Annotated in this window: 17 protein-coding genes and 3 riboswitches; of the genes, 16 read left to right on the top strand and 1 reads right to left on the bottom strand. The window is 41.6% G+C overall.

The window, feature by feature from the left end:
• The first annotated feature begins 118 nt into the window (after positions 1-118).
• The 16 genes from typA to thiE all read left to right on the top strand — a co-directional run bounded on the left by typA (position 119) and on the right by thiE (position 15,730).
• Positions 119-1,960, top strand: coding sequence for a translational GTPase TypA (typA, locus tag OCF96_RS03180; RefSeq protein WP_000164111.1), 1,842 nt, complete (start codon positions 119-121; stop codon positions 1,958-1,960).
• Positions 1,961-1,979: 19 nt separating this feature from the next.
• Complete coding sequence (locus OCF96_RS03175) at positions 1,980-2,234, top strand: DUF3165 family protein (RefSeq protein WP_261446304.1); 255 nt, start codon at positions 1,980-1,982, stop codon at positions 2,232-2,234.
• A gap of 114 nt (positions 2,235-2,348) precedes the next feature.
• Positions 2,349-3,701, top strand: a complete 1,353-nt coding sequence (gene murD / locus OCF96_RS03170) for a UDP-N-acetylmuramoyl-L-alanine--D-glutamate ligase (protein WP_261446303.1) — start codon at positions 2,349-2,351, stop codon at positions 3,699-3,701.
• A 1-nt stretch (position 3,702) separates the two neighbouring features.
• Positions 3,703-4,761 carry a UDP-N-acetylglucosamine--N-acetylmuramyl-(pentapeptide) pyrophosphoryl-undecaprenol N-acetylglucosamine transferase gene (locus OCF96_RS03165; protein ID WP_261446300.1) on the top strand — a complete coding sequence of 353 codons (1,059 nt, stop codon included), beginning with the start codon at positions 3,703-3,705 and terminating at the stop codon, positions 4,759-4,761.
• Positions 4,762-4,770: 9 nt separating this feature from the next.
• Positions 4,771-6,024, top strand: a complete 1,254-nt coding sequence (locus OCF96_RS03160) for a cell division protein FtsQ/DivIB (RefSeq protein WP_261446298.1) — start codon at positions 4,771-4,773, stop codon at positions 6,022-6,024.
• 233 nt (positions 6,025-6,257) lie between these two features.
• Positions 6,258-6,959 carry an orotidine-5'-phosphate decarboxylase gene (gene pyrF / locus OCF96_RS03155; RefSeq protein WP_261446297.1) on the top strand — a complete coding sequence of 234 codons (702 nt, stop codon included), beginning with the start codon at positions 6,258-6,260 and terminating at the stop codon, positions 6,957-6,959.
• A 33-nt stretch (positions 6,960-6,992) separates the two neighbouring features.
• A complete protein-coding gene (gene pyrE, locus OCF96_RS03150; RefSeq protein WP_261446295.1) occupies positions 6,993-7,625 on the top strand; it encodes an orotate phosphoribosyltransferase in 633 nt (210 codons plus the stop codon).
• A gap of 231 nt (positions 7,626-7,856) precedes the next feature.
• Positions 7,857-8,993: an L-lactate oxidase gene (lctO, locus tag OCF96_RS03145; protein ID WP_000120723.1), complete on the top strand. Its 1,137-nt coding sequence runs from the start codon at positions 7,857-7,859 to the stop codon at positions 8,991-8,993.
• A gap of 148 nt (positions 8,994-9,141) precedes the next feature.
• Positions 9,142-9,230: riboswitch (TPP riboswitch) on the top strand.
• A 205-nt stretch (positions 9,231-9,435) separates the two neighbouring features.
• The gene (locus OCF96_RS03140; protein ID WP_261446293.1) at positions 9,436-10,104 is read left to right on the top strand and encodes a TenA family protein; all 669 of its coding nucleotides are present in this window, start codon (positions 9,436-9,438) and stop codon (positions 10,102-10,104) included.
• 123 nt (positions 10,105-10,227) lie between these two features.
• Positions 10,228-10,316: riboswitch (TPP riboswitch) on the top strand.
• A 155-nt stretch (positions 10,317-10,471) separates the two neighbouring features.
• Positions 10,472-11,032: an ECF transporter S component gene (locus OCF96_RS03135; protein WP_000915275.1), complete on the top strand. Its 561-nt coding sequence runs from the start codon at positions 10,472-10,474 to the stop codon at positions 11,030-11,032.
• Positions 11,033-12,418, top strand: coding sequence for an ATP-binding cassette domain-containing protein (locus tag OCF96_RS03130; RefSeq protein ID WP_261446292.1), 1,386 nt, complete (start codon positions 11,033-11,035; stop codon positions 12,416-12,418).
• A gap of 1 nt (position 12,419) precedes the next feature.
• A complete protein-coding gene (locus OCF96_RS03125; RefSeq protein ID WP_125328088.1) occupies positions 12,420-13,070 on the top strand; it encodes an energy-coupling factor transporter transmembrane component T in 651 nt (216 codons plus the stop codon).
• Between the two features lie 10 nt (positions 13,071-13,080).
• Positions 13,081-13,773, top strand: coding sequence for a thiaminase II (tenA, locus tag OCF96_RS03120; RefSeq protein ID WP_125443034.1), 693 nt, complete (start codon positions 13,081-13,083; stop codon positions 13,771-13,773).
• A gap of 4 nt (positions 13,774-13,777) precedes the next feature.
• Positions 13,778-14,302: an energy coupling factor transporter S component ThiW gene (gene thiW, locus OCF96_RS03115; protein ID WP_070478627.1), complete on the top strand. Its 525-nt coding sequence runs from the start codon at positions 13,778-13,780 to the stop codon at positions 14,300-14,302.
• Complete coding sequence (gene thiM / locus OCF96_RS03110; RefSeq protein WP_070478629.1) at positions 14,302-15,105, top strand: hydroxyethylthiazole kinase; 804 nt, start codon at positions 14,302-14,304, stop codon at positions 15,103-15,105. Before thiW ends, thiM begins: the two co-directional genes overlap by 1 nt.
• Positions 15,098-15,730: a thiamine phosphate synthase gene (gene thiE / locus OCF96_RS03105; RefSeq protein WP_261446255.1), complete on the top strand. Its 633-nt coding sequence runs from the start codon at positions 15,098-15,100 to the stop codon at positions 15,728-15,730. The genes thiM and thiE overlap by 8 nt, the downstream gene beginning before the upstream one ends.
• A 148-nt stretch (positions 15,731-15,878) precedes the next feature.
• On the opposite strand, the gene thiD is transcribed toward thiE, so the two are convergent.
• A complete protein-coding gene (gene thiD, locus OCF96_RS03100) occupies positions 15,879-16,670 on the bottom strand; it encodes a bifunctional hydroxymethylpyrimidine kinase/phosphomethylpyrimidine kinase (RefSeq protein WP_261446250.1) in 792 nt (263 codons plus the stop codon).
• Between the two features lie 83 nt (positions 16,671-16,753).
• Positions 16,754-16,851: riboswitch (TPP riboswitch) on the bottom strand.
• Positions 16,852-16,995 lie beyond the last annotated feature (144 nt).

The following is a 16,995-nucleotide window of genomic DNA, read 5'->3' as shown; positions in this document are numbered from 1 at the left end:
GACGTGAAAAGAAAAGCAGAGTGAAAACATTTACACTTGCTTGAATTATGTTATTTACTTGAAATTATGGTATAATCGTTCAGTTAGAAAATAAATTTTGAATATTATAGAGGAAATCATGACAAAATTAAGAGAAGATATCCGTAACATTGCGATTATCGCCCACGTTGACCACGGTAAAACAACCCTTGTTGACGAATTATTGAAACAATCAGAAACGCTTGATGCACGTACTGAATTGGCTGAGCGTGCTATGGACTCAAACGATATCGAAAAAGAGCGTGGAATTACCATTCTTGCTAAAAATACAGCCGTTGCCTACAACGGAACTCGTATCAACATCATGGACACACCAGGACACGCGGACTTCGGTGGAGAAGTTGAGCGTATCATGAAAATGGTTGACGGTGTTGTCTTGGTCGTAGATGCCTACGAAGGAACCATGCCACAAACTCGTTTCGTATTGAAAAAAGCCTTGGAACAAGACCTTGTCCCAATCGTGGTTGTCAACAAAATCGATAAACCATCAGCTCGTCCAGCAGAAGTAGTGGACGAAGTATTGGAACTTTTCATCGAGCTTGGTGCAGATGATGACCAGCTTGATTTCCCAGTGGTTTATGCTTCAGCGATCAATGGAACTTCTTCATTGTCAGATGATCCAGCTGACCAAGAAGCGACTATGGCACCAATCTTTGACACGATTATCGACCACATCCCAGCTCCAGTAGATAACTCAGATGAGCCTTTGCAGTTCCAAGTATCACTTTTGGACTACAATGACTTCGTTGGCCGTATCGGTATCGGTCGTGTCTTCCGTGGTACTGTAAAGGTTGGGGACCAAGTTACCCTTTCTAAACTTGACGGCACAACTAAAAACTTCCGTGTTACAAAACTCTTCGGTTTCTTTGGTTTGGAACGTCGTGAAATCCAAGAAGCAAAAGCGGGTGACTTGATTGCTGTTTCAGGTATGGAAGATATCTTTGTCGGTGAAACAATCACTCCGACAGATGCAGTTGAAGCTCTTCCAATCCTACACATCGATGAGCCAACTCTTCAAATGACATTCTTGGTCAACAACTCACCATTTGCTGGTAAAGAAGGTAAATGGGTGACTTCTCGTAAGGTAGAAGAACGCTTGCAGGCAGAATTGCAAACAGATGTTTCCCTTCGTGTTGACCCAACTGATTCACCAGATAAATGGACTGTTTCAGGGCGTGGAGAATTGCACTTGTCAATCCTTATCGAAACAATGCGTCGTGAGGGATATGAACTTCAAGTATCTCGTCCAGAGGTTATCGTAAAAGAAATCGATGGTGTTAAATGTGAACCATTTGAACGTGTTCAAATCGACACTCCAGAAGAATACCAAGGGTCTGTTATCCAAAGCCTTTCTGAACGTAAGGGTGAAATGTTGGATATGATTTCAACTGGTAATGGTCAAACTCGTTTGGTCTTCCTTGTTCCAGCGCGTGGTTTGATCGGATACTCAACTGAGTTCTTGTCAATGACTCGTGGTTACGGTATCATGAACCATACCTTCGACCAATACTTGCCATTGATTCCAGGGGAAATTGGTGGTCGTCATCGTGGTGCCCTTGTTTCTATCGATGCTGGTAAGGCTACAACTTACTCAATCATGTCTATCGAAGAACGTGGTACTATCTTTGTCAACCCAGGTACTGAGGTTTATGAAGGAATGATCATCGGTGAAAACTCTCGTGAAAATGACTTGACAGTTAATATCACTAAGGCAAAACAAATGACCAACGTTCGTTCAGCTACTAAGGACCAAACAGCTGTTATTAAGACACCTCGTATCTTGACACTTGAAGAGTCTCTTGAGTTCTTGAACGACGATGAGTACATGGAAGTAACTCCTGAGTCTATCCGTTTGCGTAAACAAATCCTTAACAAGGCAGAGCGTGAGAAAGCTAACAAGAAGAAAAAATCAGCTGAATAAGAGCTAGAAAGAGATAAAGATGGTTTATTTAATCATAGGACTCCTCTTATTACTACTCTATGTATTTGCGACACCAGAAAGCATTAAAGGGACAGTTAATATCGTCCTTGTCGTCTTTGCTTTCGTAGCACTTTTGATTTTGCTCATGTTGTCTGTCCTGCAAATCTTTCAGCTACCGACAGAATTCTTTATCGCAATCGCCATGCTCTTCTTAGCATACTTTAGCTTGCGAGATATTACCCTCATGTCGGTTAATAAAAGTAAAAAAAGATAAAAAGAGAGTTTCGGCTCTCTTTTTGCTTGTTAGAATGCCCAATCTGAGCATTTTCGTTTAGAATTATTTCCATAAAAATGGTAAAATAGTAAGAGTAGAAATGGAGTTTGTGACATGAAAGTAATAGATCAATTTAAAAATAAGAAAGTCCTTGTTTTAGGCTTGGCTAAGTCTGGTGAATCTGCAGCTCGTTTGTTGGACAAGCTAGGTGCCATTGTGACAGTAAATGACGGAAAACCTTTCGAGGACAATCCAGCTGCGCAAAGTTTGCTGGAAGAAGGGATCAAGGTTATCACAGGTGGTCATCCTTTGGAACTCTTGGATGAAGAGTTTGCCCTCATGGTGAAAAATCCAGGCATCCCTTACAGCAATCCCATGATTGAAAAGGCTTTGGCCAAGGGAATTCCAGTCTTGACTGAGGTGGAATTGGCTTACTTGATTTCAGAAGCGCCAATTATCGGTATTACTGGTTCGAACGGTAAAACAACCACAACGACTATGATTGGGGAAGTTTTGACTGCTGCTGGGCAACATGGTCTTTTATCAGGGAATATCGGCTATCCAGCTAGTCAAGTGGCCCAAACTGCGTCAGACAAGGACACTCTTGTCATGGAACTTTCTTCTTTCCAACTGATGGGCGTTCAAGAATTCCATCCTGAGATTGCAGTTATTACCAACCTCATGCCAACTCATATTGATTATCATGGTTCTTTTGAGGAATATGTAGCAGCCAAGTGGAATATCCAGAACAAGATGACAGCGGATGATTTCCTTATCTTGAACTTTAACCAAGATTTGGCAAAAGAATTGGCAAGAAAAACACAAGCTACCGTTGTACCATTCTCAACACAGGAAAAGGTTGATGGAGCTTATCTGGAAGATGGTCAACTCTACTTCCGTGGGGAAGTTGTCATGGCAGCGAATGAAATCGGAGTTCCAGGTAGCCACAATGTGGAAAATGCCCTTGCGACGATTGCTGTAGCCAAGCTTCGTGGTGTGGATAACCAAACCATCAAAGAAACTCTTTCAGCCTTTGGAGGTGTCAAACACCGTCTCCAATTTGTGGATGAAATCAAGGGTGTCAAATTCTATAATGATAGCAAGTCAACCAATATCTTGGCTACTCAAAAAGCCTTGTCAGGATTTGACAACAGCAAGGTCATTTTGATTGCAGGTGGTTTGGACCGTGGCAATGAGTTTGACGAATTGGTTCCAGACATTACTGGACTCAAGAAGATGGTCATCCTCGGTCAGTCTGCAGAACGTGTCAAACGGGCAGCAGATAAGGCTGGTGTGGCATATGTGGATGCGACTGATATTGCAGATGCGACCCGCAAGGCCTATGAACTTGCGACTCAAGGAGACGTGGTTCTTCTCAGTCCTGCCAATGCTAGCTGGGATATGTATGCTAACTTTGAAGTACGTGGCGACCTCTTTATCGACACAGTAGCGGAGTTAAAGGAATAATATGAAAAAAATTGTCTTTACAGGTGGGGGGACGGTTGGACACGTGACCCTCAACCTTTTGTTAATGCCCAAGTTCATCGAAGATGGCTGGGAAGTCCACTATATCGGAGATAAACGTGGCATCGAGCACCAAGAAATCCTCAAGTCAGGTTTGGATGTCACCTTCCATTCTATTGCGACTGGAAAATTGCGTCGTTATTTCTCTTGGCAAAATATGCTGGACGTCTTCAAAGTTGGCTGGGGAATTGTTCAGTCGCTCTTTATTATGTTACGACTTCGTCCACAGGCTCTTTTTTCAAAGGGAGGTTTTGTCTCAGTGCCGCCAGTTATCGCAGCACGTGTTTCAGGAGTGCCTGTCTTTATTCACGAATCGGACCTATCTATGGGCTTGGCCAATAAAATCGCCTATAAATTTGCTACGAAGATGTATTCAACCTTTGAACAAGCTTCAAGTTTGTCTAAGGTTGAGCATGTGGGAGCAGTGACTAAGGTTTCAGACCAAAAAAATCCAGAACCAGATGAATTGGTGGATATTCAAACTCACTTTAATCCAAAATTGCCAACTGTATTGTTTGTTGGCGGTTCTGCAGGTGCTCGTGTCTTTAACCAATTGGTGACAGACCATAAGAAAGAACTGACAGAGCGCTACAATATTATCAATTTAACTGGAGATTCTAGCCTGAACGAGTTGAGCCAAAATCTTTTTCGTGTTGACTATGTGACAAATCTCTATCAACCCTTAATGGAATTGGCTGATATTGTTGTGACACGAGGCGGTGCCAATACGATTTTTGAGCTTTTGGCGATGGCAAAATTACATGTTATTGTACCACTTGGTCGTGAAGCAAGTCGTGGAGACCAGATTGAGAACGCAGTCTACTTTGTTAAAAAAGGCTATGCAGAAGAGCTTCAAGAAAATGATTTGACCTTGGATAGTCTGGAAGAGAAGATTTCTCACTTACTAAGCCACAAGGAAGACTACCAAGACAAGATGAAGGCTTCTAAGGAATTGAAATCTCTAGCAGATTTTTATCAACTATTGAAAAAAGATTTATCATAAGGAAAGTAAATGTCAAAAGATAAGCAAAATGAGGGCAAAGAAATCCTCGAAGAATTTAAAGAGTTATCAGAATGGCAAAAACGAAACCAAGAATATCTAAAAAAGAAGGCTGAAGAAGAGGCAGCACTAGCTGAGGAGAAGGAAAAGGAAAGACAAGCTCGAATGGCTTCAAAATCTGAAAAGTCAGATGCAACTGAGGACCAAGAGAGTGAATCTGATCCAAAAGACCCAAAATCAGCTAAGGAAGATGCTAAGGAAAAAGTAGAAGAGTCAGAAGACGTCAAAAAAGAAGCATCCAAAGAAGAACCAAAGTCTAAAAAGACAGAGAAAGAGGATAAACGGGATAAAAAAATTGAGAAAAAGCCTGTGAAGGAAAAACCGGTCAAACCGAAAATTCCAGGAGTTCATATCTGGCGGGCTATCTCGATTTTGTTTCTCAGTCTGCTTTTATTGGTTGTATCTGCCTACTTACTCAGTCCTTATGCGACCATGAAGGATATTCGTGTTGAGGGAACAGTGCAAACGACAGCTGATGATATTCGACAGGCTTCTGGCATTCAGGATTCGGATTATACGATTAACCTTCTGCTAGATAAGGCAAAATATGAAGAGCAGATCAAGTCTAACTATTGGGTTGAATCCGCTCAGCTTGTCTATCAATTTCCAACCAAGTTTACTATCAAGGTCAAGGAATATGATATTGTTGCCTACTATGTTTCTGGAGAAAGTCATTATCCAATCCTTTCAAGCGGTCAGCTTGAGACTAGTTCGGTCAGTTTGGTGAGTCTGCCAGAAACTTATATATCAGTTCTCTTTAATGACAGCGAACAAATCAAAGCCTTTACGTCAGAACTTGCTCAAATTAGTCCAGAACTCAAGTCTGCTATCCAAAAGGTGGAACTAGCCCCAAGCAAGGTGACTTCAGATTTAATTCGATTGACTATGAATGATTCGGACGAAGTCTTGGTTCCCCTTTCTGAAATGAGTAAGAAACTGCCATATTACAGTAAGATTAAACCACAATTGTCAGAACCGAGTGTGATTGACATGGAAGCTGGAATTTACAGTTACACAGTGGCGGATAAATTAATTATGGAGGCTGAGGAAAAGGCCAAACAAGAGGCTAAGGAAGCTGAGAAGAAACAGAAAGAGGAAGAGAAGAAAAGACTGGAAGAACAGCAGAGTAAACTAGAAGAGGAGAAGAAGAAGCTGGAGGAAGAGAGTAATCAAAATCAAACGACTCGGCGTTCATCACGTCGCTAGGCTTTACTTTTTCTCTTATAGTTCTTTAGTGACCATGTTTTTACTTGACAAGTGCTAGTAGAAATAATAGAATAGTAAAAAACCTTTAAAGCAGTCCAGAGAGGCAGCTAAGGTTAGACGGTGAAAGGGTGGAGACTACCCATTTTTCGTGGAACCTTGCTGTTGGCAGGTTCCTTTTTTCGTGGCTTCTTGTGGCCAGACTCTCTCACTAGCAAAGGTAAAAGGAGAAACCTATGCGAGAACATCGTCCAGTTATTGCTCTTGATTTTCCTAGTTTTGAGGCGGTCAAGGAATTCTTAGCTCTTTTTCCAGCAGAAGAAAGCCTTTATCTTAAGATAGGGATGGAGCTTTATTACGCAACGGGGCCTGAGATTGTGTCCTACTTGAAAGGTCAAGGTCATAGTGTCTTTTTGGATCTTAAGCTTCATGATATTCCCAATACGGTCAAGTCAGCCATGAAGGTTTTGTCTAATCTGGGCGTTGACATGACCAACGTTCACGCAGCTGGTGGTGTAGAGATGATGAAGGCTGCGCGTGAAGGTCTTGGAAGTCAAGCCAAATTGATTGCAGTGACTCAGCTGACCTCAACGTCGGAAGCCCAGATGCAGGAGTTTCAAAATATCCAAACCAGCCTGCAGGAGTCTGTCATTCATTATGCCAAGAAGACAGCTGAAGCGGGATTAGATGGTGTTGTTTGCTCGGCTCAGGAAGTGCAACTCATCAAGCAGGCCACCAAACCAGATTTTATCTGTCTGACACCGGGCATTCGTCCTGCAGGTGCTGCAGTAGGAGATCAAAAACGCGTCATGACGCCAGCAGATGCCTATCAAATCGGTAGTGACTATATCGTAGTGGGACGTCCCATTACCCAAGCTGAAGATCCTGTTGCAGCTTATCATGCTATCAAGTATGAATGGACACAGGACTGGAATTAAAGAAATAGATTAGAAAAATAAAAGGAGAATATCATGACACTTGCTAAAGATATCGCTAGCCACCTCTTGAAAATTCAAGCCGTTTACCTCAAACCAGAGGAGCCTTTCACTTGGGCATCTGGTATCAAGTCGCCCATTTACACTGATAATCGTGTGACACTAGCCTATCCAGAAACTCGTACCCTAATTGAAAATGGCTTTGTGGAAGCTATCAAAGAAGCCTTTCCAGATGTAGAAGTGATTGCAGGGACTGCAACAGCAGGGATTCCTCACGGAGCCATCATTGCTGACAAGATGAATCTGCCATTTGCCTACATCCGTAGCAAACCAAAAGACCACGGAGCTGGTAACCAAATAGAAGGCCGCGTAGCTCAGGGTCAAAAAATGGTAGTGGTTGAAGATCTTATTTCAACAGGTGGTTCTGTTCTTGAGGCCGTGGCAGCAGCCAAGCGAGAAGGAGCAGATGTGCTTGGAGTTGTAGCGATTTTCAGCTACCAATTGCCAAAAGCAGACAAAAACTTTGCAGATGCTGGTGTTAAGCTGTTAACACTTTCTAACTACAGTGAACTCATTCACCTAGCTCAAGAAGAAGGTTACATCACACCAGAAGGGCTCGACCTTCTAAAACGATTTAAAGAAGACCAAGAAAATTGGCAAAATGCCTAAAACATAGAAAATCAGGTAGTCACTAGGATTACCTGATTTTTTTTTATAGTAGAAAATGAAAAGATTATTTGAATTTCCATAGCTTAAGAAAGTTTATCATTTTTAATTATCTCTGTAAAATGATTGAAAGTATGAAATTTCCAAACAAAATATTTGAAAAGTTTTGAAAAAAGAGTTAAGATATTTTTGTAATATACAAAGTAAACGCTTACTTATTAAGGAGGACATTTTATGTCATACAAAACAAGCAATGCAGAAGGTCATGTAGATTTCATCAATACCTATGATTTGGAGCCAATGGCGCAACAAGTTATTCCTAAAGCAGCATTTGGCTATATCGCTAGTGGGGCGGAAGATACCTTCACTTTACGTGAAAATATCCGTGCCTTTAACCACAAGCTTATCGTTCCACATACGCTTTGCAATGTTGAAAATCCAAGTACAGAGATTGAATTTGCAGGTGAAAAATTGTCTTCACCAATCATCATGGCGCCTGTTGCGGCTCATAAATTAGCAAATGAACAGGGTGAAGTGGCTACTGCGCGTGGTGTGCATGAGTTTGGGTCCCTCTATACAACCAGTTCTTACTCTACTGTCGATCTTCCAGAAATTACAGAAGCTCTTCAAGGTACACCCCATTGGTTCCAATTTTACTTTAGTAAAGATGACGGGATTAACCGCCACATCATGGACCGTGTGAAGGCTGAAGGCTACAAAGCGATTGTCTTGACTGCAGATGCAACTGTAGGGGGCAATCGTGAGGTTGATAAGCGTAATGGTTTTGTCTTCCCAGTTGGTATGCCGATTGTTGAAGAATACCTGCCAGAAGGTGCTGGTAAATCAATGGACTTTGTTTACAAATCAGCTAAACAACGCCTATCTCCACGTGACGTAGAATTCATCGCTGAATACTCAGGACTTCCTGTTTATGTCAAGGGACCACAATGCCGTGAGGACGTTGAACGTTCGCTTGCTGCAGGTGCTTCTGGTATCTGGGTGACCAACCATGGTGGCCGTCAAATCGACGGTGGACCAGCTGCCTTCGATTCACTTCAAGAAGTAGCTGAAGCAGTTGATAAACGTGTGCCAATTGTCTTTGACTCTGGTATTCGTCGTGGCCAACACGTCTTTAAAGCCTTGGCTTCAGGAGCAGACTTGGTAGCTATTGGTCGCCCGGTTATCTATGGCTTGGCTCTCGGCGGTAGTGTTGGTGTGCGTCAAGTCTTTGAACACTTGAATGCGGAATTGAAGACAGTTATGCAGTTGTCTGGAACTCAGACTATTGAAGATGTCAAACACTTCAAACTCCGTCACAACCCATACAACCCAACCTTCCCAGTTGATCCACGTGACTTAAAATTGTATTGATAAAAGAGATTGCCTTCACTAAGTGTGGAGGTTTTTCTTCGTCTATAGGAAGAATAAATCACCATTAAAAACAATATAAATATATTTTCCAATCAAATATCTTGCTAGGGCTTTCATTTTTTGCTATACTGATGCAGTAATTAAAGAATAAAGACATTTGGGGTGCTTTAGGCTGAGATGATACCCATTGAACCTGATACAGTTAAGACTGGCGAAGGGAAATGTGAAACGTTTTTTCGTATGGCGAAATGAACAATCTAATCTTGTAAGCTAAACTCTAATTCTTGATTGTAATTGGAGTTTTTTTGTTTATACAAACTGGATAGGCTTGTTTATGTATCTCTCTGCAAATGCCCTCGATTTTCTTTAAAAAGGTCAAGTAAAACTAGGATTTTCTTGATGTTTTGTTGATTACGAACGAGTAAAGAGAGGAAAAGTAAATATGGAAACACAAGACTATGCATTTGAGCCAGGTTTGACTGTTGGAAAATTATTAAAAAGCAGTCAGAAGGATTGGCAGGATGCAATCAATCATCGTTTTGTTAAGGAACTTTTTGCGGGGAGAATTGAGAATAAGGTCTTAAAAGACTACCTAATTCAAGATTATCACTTCTTTGATGCCTTCTTATCCATGCTGGGTGCCTGCGTAGCCCACGCAGACCAGCTTGAATCCAAACTTCGTTTTGCCAAGCAACTAGGCTTTCTTGAAGCAGATGAAGACGGTTATTTCCAGAAGGCTTTCAAAGAGTTAAAAGTATCTGAGAATGATTATCTGGAAGTGACCTTGCATCCTGTAACAAAAGCCTTTCAGGATCTAATGTATTCGGCAGTGGATTCATCAAACTATGCCCATCTTTTGGTCATGCTGGTCATTGCAGAAGGTCTCTATTTAGACTGGGGTTCTAAAGATTTGGCTCTACCTGAAGCCTACATTCATTCGGAATGGATTAATCTCCACAGAGGTCCTTTCTTTGCAGAGTGGGTTCAATTTCTGGTTGACGAACTTAATCGTGTCGGGAAAGGTAGAGAGGATTTGACAGAACTTCAGGAACGTTGGAATCAAGCGGTTGCTTTAGAATTAGCCTTTTTTGATATTGGTTATGAATTATAGGATAAATTTAATCTTTTTATGTAGATTAAAAGAATTAACAAACAAAATATATAAATATATTTTCCAGTCAAATATCTTGCTAGGGCTTTCAATTTCTGTTATACTAGCACAGTAATTAAATAATAAAGACATTTGGGGTGCTTTAGGCTGAGATGATACCCATTGAACCTGATACAGTTAAGACTGGCGAAGGGAAATGTGAAATGGTTTTGTATTTATAGAAACTAACCATCTAATCTTGTAAGCTGAACTCTAATTTCTATCTGTAATTAGAGTTTTTTCTTTTACGAAACTGGATGAAGATGATACAAAGCATTTAGGTAGCTCACCTTGAATACCCCACTTTTCTTTAAAAAAGGAGTTTTTTATGTTGAAAAAATGGCAGTTAAAAGATGTTATCTTACTTGCTTTCTTGTCTATCTTTTTTGGTGGCGTTTTTGTGGGATCCGGCTATCTATTTGATATCCTCACTCTGATTTTAGCCCCTCTTGGTTTACAGGCCTTTGCCAATGAAATCCTCTTTGGTCTCTGGTGTATGGCTGCGCCCATTGCGGCCATCTTTGTTCCAAGAGTGGGAAGTGCAACGATTGGTGAAGTGCTAGCTGCGCTTGCTGAAGTCCTTTATGGTAGCCAATTCGGTCTAGGTGCCCTTTTGTCTGGTTTGGTTCAAGGTTTGGGAAGTGAACTTGGTTTTATCGTAACCAAGAATCGCTATGAAAGTTGGCTCTCTCTAACTGCCAATAGTATTGGGATTACGCTTGTTAGCTTTGTCTATGAATACATTAAGTTAGGTTACTATGCCTTCTCCCTTCCTTTTGTCCTTTCTTTGCTTGTGGTGCGCTTTATTTCTGTCTTTTTCTTCTGTACCATCTTGGTTCGTGCCATTGTCAAACTCTATCATCAGTTTGCAGCTGGGGGCAAGGCATAGATGGGGCTGGAACTACGAGCGATTCAGTCCCCAATCTTCTCTGAGCCGATTGATTTTACTTTTCATGCGCAAGCCTTTACCTTGTTAGTTGGGAGCAGTGGTTCAGGAAAATCCAGCCTCTTTCAAATGATTGCCCAAGTCAGTTCTCTTCCCTATAGCGGTCAAGTCCTGATAAATGGGAACGAGGTCAGTCAGCTTTCTATCATCGAACGTGTCCAGACGGTTGGTATTCTCTTTCAAAATCCCAATCATCAATTTACCATGGAGAACTTATTTGAGGAGCTGATTTTTACTTTGGAGAATATCGGCCATCCCGTTCAGGAAATTGATTCTAAAATAGCAGAGGTGGTCCAGCAATGTCGCTGTGAGAAGATCTTGCACCGTCCCATTCATCACTTATCAGGTGGGGAAAAGCAAAAGGCTGCTTTGGCTGTTCTCTTTGCTATGAATCCTAGGGTCTATCTCTTGGATGAGCCCTTCGCTTCCATTGACCGCAAGAGCAGAATCGAGATATTGGAGATTCTAAAAGAGTTGGTCTCTGATGGGAAGACAGTTATTTTGTGCGACCATGATTTATCTGATTATGAAGCCTATATCGACCATATGGTGGAGCTAAGAGACGGACAACTAAGGGAAGTGTTTCAAATCCCTGCCTCTGAAATGACACAGGCTGTTTCAAAGGAAATTGCTTCTAGCCCAGAACTATTCCATATGTATAAAACAACTTGTGAGCTGGATAAGCGTCCCCTCTTTTCGATTGCAGATTTCACATTTTACCAAGGAATCTCCTGTATTTTGGGTGATAATGGTGTCGGGAAATCAACCCTCTTTCGGTCTATTCTTCAATTTCAAAAGTATAAGGGGCGCATTACCTGGAAGGGGACAGTTCTGAAAAAGAAAAAGAGTTTGTATCGTGACCTGACGGGTGTTGTTCAGGAAGCTGAGAAACAGTTTATCCGAGTTAGTCTGCGAGAAGAGCTTCAATTAGATGGACCTGATTCTGAAAGAAATCAGCGGATACTCCAAGCTTTACGGTATTTTGATCTGGAGCAGGCACTCGATAAGAGCCCCTATCAATTAAGTGGTGGTCAGCAAAAGATTCTTCAGCTCTTGACCATCTTGACTAGTAAGGCTTCTGTGATTTTACTAGATGAACCTTTTGCTGGTTTGGATGATAGAGCCTGTAACTATTTTTGTCAGTGGATTGTGGAGGAGAGAAATCAAGGAAGAAGTTTTCTGATCATTAGCCATCGTTTAGATCCCTTAATCTCTGTGGTTGATTATTGGATTGAGATGACTAGTCAGGGTCTCAGTCATGTGAAAGAAGTGACAATTACCAAACGACTCACATCTCAGAGTAGCAATACCCAAGGGGAGGTGAAGTAGTATGGTCAAAGTAGCAACCCAGACACCGATTATCAGTCTCTTTTTGCTGATTTTATCCTTGGAAACATCTTTTATTCCTTCGATTGCTCTGAATCTTTCGGTAGTCGCATTTTGTATTCTCTTTATGCTCTATTACCGTAGATTTAAAGTATTGGCTTGGATGATTCTGCTCGCCATTTTGCCATCCTTGGCTAACTACTGGGCAGTTCAGTTACATGGAGATGCTTCGCAGGCAGTCATGCTCGGAACGAGGGCCTTTGTGACCGTTTGTATTGGCCTTGTCTTTGTTTCCTCTATTTCCTTAAAGGAGCTTCTCTTGTACTTGGCTCAAAAGGGGTTATCACGCTCTTGGGCCTATGCCTTGATTGTGGTATTCAATTCCTTCCCCCTTATTCAGCAAGAAATCAAGTCCCTCAAGGAGGCTTGCTTATTACGCGGTCAAGAACTGCATTTTTGGTCTCCCTTGATTTACAGCAAGGTTCTGATGACGGTCTTTAGATGGCGCCATCTTTACCTGAGAGCCCTGTCGGCGCATGGATATGACGAACATGCACAGGTGGAGAATCGCTATCGGACTTTTTATATTCCTCAAAGGACAATATTCATCTACCTGCTGTTCTTTTTATTGCTTCAAATCAGTCTATTTTTATAAAGGAGTTATTATGGAATTTACAGATATTGCGATGGAATTATCCAAGGAAGCTTGGCAGGCTTCCTTTCATCACCCCTTTGTTTTACAGTTACAAGAGGGAAATTTAGACCCGTCCGTCTTTCGCTATTACTTGATTCAGGATGCCTACTATTTGAAGGCCTTCTCAGAAGCCTATCACCTCTTGGCTGATAAGACTTCAAACCAAGAGATGAAAAGACTCTTGAAACAAAATGCTCAGAGTCTAGTGGAGGGTGAGTTATTTATCCGCCAACAATTTTTCAAGGAATTGGAAATCAGCGACCAGGAAATGGAGCAACATCCAATCGCTCCAACCTGCTATCATTATATCTCTCACATTTATCGGCAATTTGCAGAAGCAAATCTAGCCATTGCTTTTGCGAGCTTGCTTCCGTGCCCATGGTTGTACCATGATATAGGCAAGGAACTCAATCTTAAACCATCACCAAATCCTCTCTACCAACAATGGATTGAAACTTATATTACGGATGAGTTGGAGCAGCAGATCAGAGAGGAGGGAGCGCTGGTCAATCAACTCTATCGAGAAAGTGACGAGACAGACAGGAAAAAAATGCTAGATGCCTTCCACATCAGTGTTCATATGGAAGCTAAGTTTTGGGAAATGGCCTACCAACACCAGACATGGAAGAGCGATTTACAGTCTTTAGACACAGGAGAAGAATAGAAACATGAGAAAGCACCAATTACAAGTTCACAAATTAACCATTTTATCCATGATGATTGCCCTTGATGTAGTTCTTACGCCTATCTTTCGGATTGAGGGAATGGCACCGATGTCCAGTGTAGTCAATATTCTAGCAGGAATCATGATGGGGCCTGTTTATGCTTTGGTGATGGCTACAGTGACAGCCTTTATCCGTATGACGACTCAAGGGATTCCGCCTTTAGCTCTCACAGGAGCGACTTTTGGAGCCCTTCTTGCAGGTCTCTTCTATAAGTATGGTCGAAAATTTCACTATTCTGCCCTAGGAGAAATCTTGGGAACAGGTATTATTGGTTCTATTGTTTCCTATCCTGTTATGGTACTCTTTACAGGATCGGCCGCTAAGCTTAGCTGGTTTATCTACACTCCTCGATTTTTCGGAGCAACCTTGATTGGTACAGCGATTTCCTTTATTGCCTTTCGATTTTTAATCAAGCAGGAATTCTTTAAAAAAGTGCAGGGATATTTCTTTGATGAAAGGATAGACTGATGCAGGAATTGACAAATCCTTTTCCTATAGGCTATAGTTCCCTAATTCACTGTATTACCAATGAGATTTCTTGTGAGATGCTAGCAAATGGGATTTTGGCTCTGGGATGTAAACCAGTTATGGCAGATGATCCCCGTGAGGTTCTTGATTTTACTAAGCAAAGCCAGGCACTCTTCATCAATTTGGGGCATTTGTCAGCTGAGAAGGAAAAAGCAATCCGTATAGCAGCTTCTTATGCAGCTCAAGTTTCTCTTCCAATGGTAGTAGATGCGGTTGGCGTAACGGCTTCAGTCATTCGTAAGAGCTTAGTTAAAGACCTTTTAGACTATAGGCCTACGGTCCTTAAAGGAAATATGTCGGAAATCCGAAGTCTTGTTGGCTTAAAACACCACGGTGTTGGGGTTGATGCTAGTTCTAAAGATCAAGAAACTGAGGATTTGCTTCAAGTCTTGAAAGATTGGTGCCAGCTTTATCCTGGTATGTCATTCTTAGTCACTGGTCCCAAGGACCTTATCGTTTCAGAAAATCAAGTTGCTGTATTGGGAAATGGCTGTGCAGAATTAGACTGGATAACAGGGACGGGAGACTTGGTTGGAGCCTTCACAACCATTTTTCTCAGCCAAGGAAAAACGGCCTTTGAAGCTTCTTGCCTAGCAGTTTCTTATCTCAATATCTCTGCTGAGAGAATAGTTGTTCAAGGAATGGGATTGGAAGAATTTCGTTATCAAGTTCTCAATCAGCTTTCTCTCCTAAAAAGAGACGAAAATTGGCTAGATGCCATCAAAGGAGACATTTATGAATAGAGAAGCACTTAGACTATATCTAGTAACCAATCGCTACCAAGATTCCTTGGAAAGTTTTCTTAAAAAAGTTGAGACGGCCTGCCGTTCAGGTGTTACCATCATCCAGCTACGAGAAAAAAATCTCACAACCAATCAATATTATCAACTGGCAAAACAAGTCAAGGAAATAACCGATGCCTATCAGGTACCCTTGATTATCGATGATCGTTTGGATATTTGTCTCGCAGTTGATGCTGCAGGTCTGCATATCGGAGACGATGAACTACCAGTTTCGGTTGCCCGACAAGTCTTGGGCCCTGACAAAATCCTCGGTGTCACAGCTAAAACAGTAAAAAGAGCCCTCGAGGCAGAAGAAGGAGGTGCAGATTACTTGGGGACAGGAGCCATTTTCCCGACTACGACCAAGGAAAATGCGCCTATCACCCTGATTTCAACCTTGAAAACAATTTGCCAAAGGGTCACCATTCCAGTAGTTGCTATTGGTGGCTTGACGTCAGAGAACATTGACCAACTTATTGGCATTGGCATAGCTGGAGTAGCTGTAGTGCGTGATTTGATGCAGGCAGAGGATATAGAGGCAAAAACACAAGCCTTTTTGACAAAGTTGGATGATATTATTTTCTAATTAATACTCAATAAAAATCAGAGAGCAAACTAGGAAGCTATTCGCAGGTTGCTCAAAACACAGCTTTGGGGTTGCAGATAAAACTGACCTAGTTTGAAGAAGTACAAAAACTCTCTAATTCCCTTAAAGTGGGAACTAGAGAGTTTTTTTAATCTTTAAAGCTTGTATGGTTGACTGGGCCAGAACCATGACCGAGTTGAGGAGCATCTTGGATGGCTTTTGTGATAAAGGCCTTGGCCTTATCGACTGCCTGATAAAGACTTTTGCCCTTGGCTAGTTCAGCCGTAATTACTGCAGCAAAGGTACACCCAGTACCATGGGTGTGACAGGTTTGAATTCTTGGACTTTCCCAAACAAATTGGTCCTCCTTGGTAAAGAGGAAATCCTTGGCACCGCCTTCGAGATGCCCACCTTTGATTACCACAGACTGAGGACCAAATTCTTTTAAAATCAGGCGACCGGCACGTTGCATGTCTTCAGGATCATGGATTGAAAAGCCAACAATTTCTTCTGCCTCAGGAAGATTCGGCGTGATAATGGTTGCAAGGGGAAGTAGATTTGTTTTTAGGTAGTCTCTGGCACTGGAATCAATCAGGGTGTCACCGCTTGTTGCGACCATAACAGGGTCAAGGACATAGGGACAATCCAGCTTTTTAAGATAGGGCTGGATGATTTCCATGATTTCAGTAGTTGCCAACATCCCAGTTTTTACAGCCTGAGGCTTGATATCCGAAAAGACACTCTCCAATTGGGCTTTCAACATTTGAGGAGAAACGTGCTCGATTAGCTGAACGCCTCTGGTATTTTGAGCGACAAGGCTGGTCACAACGGCCATTCCATAGACATCTCTAGCTTGGAATGATTTCAAATCAGCCATAATGCCAGCACCACCACTAGGGTCAGTCCCTGCAATGGTCAAAGCAACGGGTAAATAAGTCATCTAAAACCTCCCAACCAACTGAAGTTTGTATTCTTAAGAACAAGCTAGTCTGTTTTAGAAAGGCAATAGAAGACTGCTAGTCCCCATTATCATTTCCACTTCCATCAGCTAGCATTACCTAGATTGAGTCAAAGGGTCTAACAGTTGTTAATCTCAGCTTTACGCACCCCTAGTGGTTGTTTTCTTTTTTCTTTAGTATAGCATATTTTTATAATTTATATAGTAAGATTTGATTAAAAATCCTTTATCATATGGTTAAAATTTAATTTTTCAAAGAAAAGATTAATTTAATAGTTGACAAATGTAGATTTTGAGAGTATACTAA

This window comes from Streptococcus mitis (assembly GCF_946190065.1).
Classification (GTDB): Bacteria; Bacillota; Bacilli; order Lactobacillales; family Streptococcaceae; genus Streptococcus; species Streptococcus mitis_DE.
Note: the sequence above shows the minus strand (reverse complement) of the source record. Positions and strands in the feature narration are given on the sequence as shown.

Excerpts from the sequence above, each read along its gene's own strand:
- thiE (WP_261446255.1), top strand. The coding sequence starts at position 15,098 with ATGAATAGAGAAGCACTTAGACTATATCTAGTAACCAATCGCTACCAA.
- typA (WP_000164111.1), top strand. The coding sequence starts at position 119 with ATGACAAAATTAAGAGAAGATATCCGTAACATTGCGATTATCGCCCAC.
- tenA (WP_125443034.1), top strand. The coding sequence starts at position 13,081 with ATGGAATTTACAGATATTGCGATGGAATTATCCAAGGAAGCTTGGCAG.
- murD (WP_261446303.1), top strand. The coding sequence starts at position 2,349 with ATGAAAGTAATAGATCAATTTAAAAATAAGAAAGTCCTTGTTTTAGGC.
- OCF96_RS03140 (WP_261446293.1), top strand. The coding sequence starts at position 9,436 with ATGGAAACACAAGACTATGCATTTGAGCCAGGTTTGACTGTTGGAAAA.
- OCF96_RS03165 (WP_261446300.1), top strand. The coding sequence starts at position 3,703 with ATGAAAAAAATTGTCTTTACAGGTGGGGGGACGGTTGGACACGTGACC.
- OCF96_RS03130 (WP_261446292.1), top strand. The coding sequence starts at position 11,033 with ATGGGGCTGGAACTACGAGCGATTCAGTCCCCAATCTTCTCTGAGCCG.
- OCF96_RS03160 (WP_261446298.1), top strand. The coding sequence starts at position 4,771 with ATGTCAAAAGATAAGCAAAATGAGGGCAAAGAAATCCTCGAAGAATTT.
- OCF96_RS03175 (WP_261446304.1), top strand. The coding sequence starts at position 1,980 with ATGGTTTATTTAATCATAGGACTCCTCTTATTACTACTCTATGTATTT.
- thiD (WP_261446250.1), bottom strand. The coding sequence starts at position 16,670 with ATGACTTATTTACCCGTTGCTTTGACCATTGCAGGGACTGACCCTAGT.
- lctO (WP_000120723.1), top strand. The coding sequence starts at position 7,857 with ATGTCATACAAAACAAGCAATGCAGAAGGTCATGTAGATTTCATCAAT.
- pyrF (WP_261446297.1), top strand. The coding sequence starts at position 6,258 with ATGCGAGAACATCGTCCAGTTATTGCTCTTGATTTTCCTAGTTTTGAG.
- thiM (WP_070478629.1), top strand. The coding sequence starts at position 14,302 with ATGCAGGAATTGACAAATCCTTTTCCTATAGGCTATAGTTCCCTAATT.
- OCF96_RS03135 (WP_000915275.1), top strand. The coding sequence starts at position 10,472 with ATGTTGAAAAAATGGCAGTTAAAAGATGTTATCTTACTTGCTTTCTTG.
- OCF96_RS03125 (WP_125328088.1), top strand. The coding sequence starts at position 12,420 with ATGGTCAAAGTAGCAACCCAGACACCGATTATCAGTCTCTTTTTGCTG.
- thiW (WP_070478627.1), top strand. The coding sequence starts at position 13,778 with ATGAGAAAGCACCAATTACAAGTTCACAAATTAACCATTTTATCCATG.
- pyrE (WP_261446295.1), top strand. The coding sequence starts at position 6,993 with ATGACACTTGCTAAAGATATCGCTAGCCACCTCTTGAAAATTCAAGCC.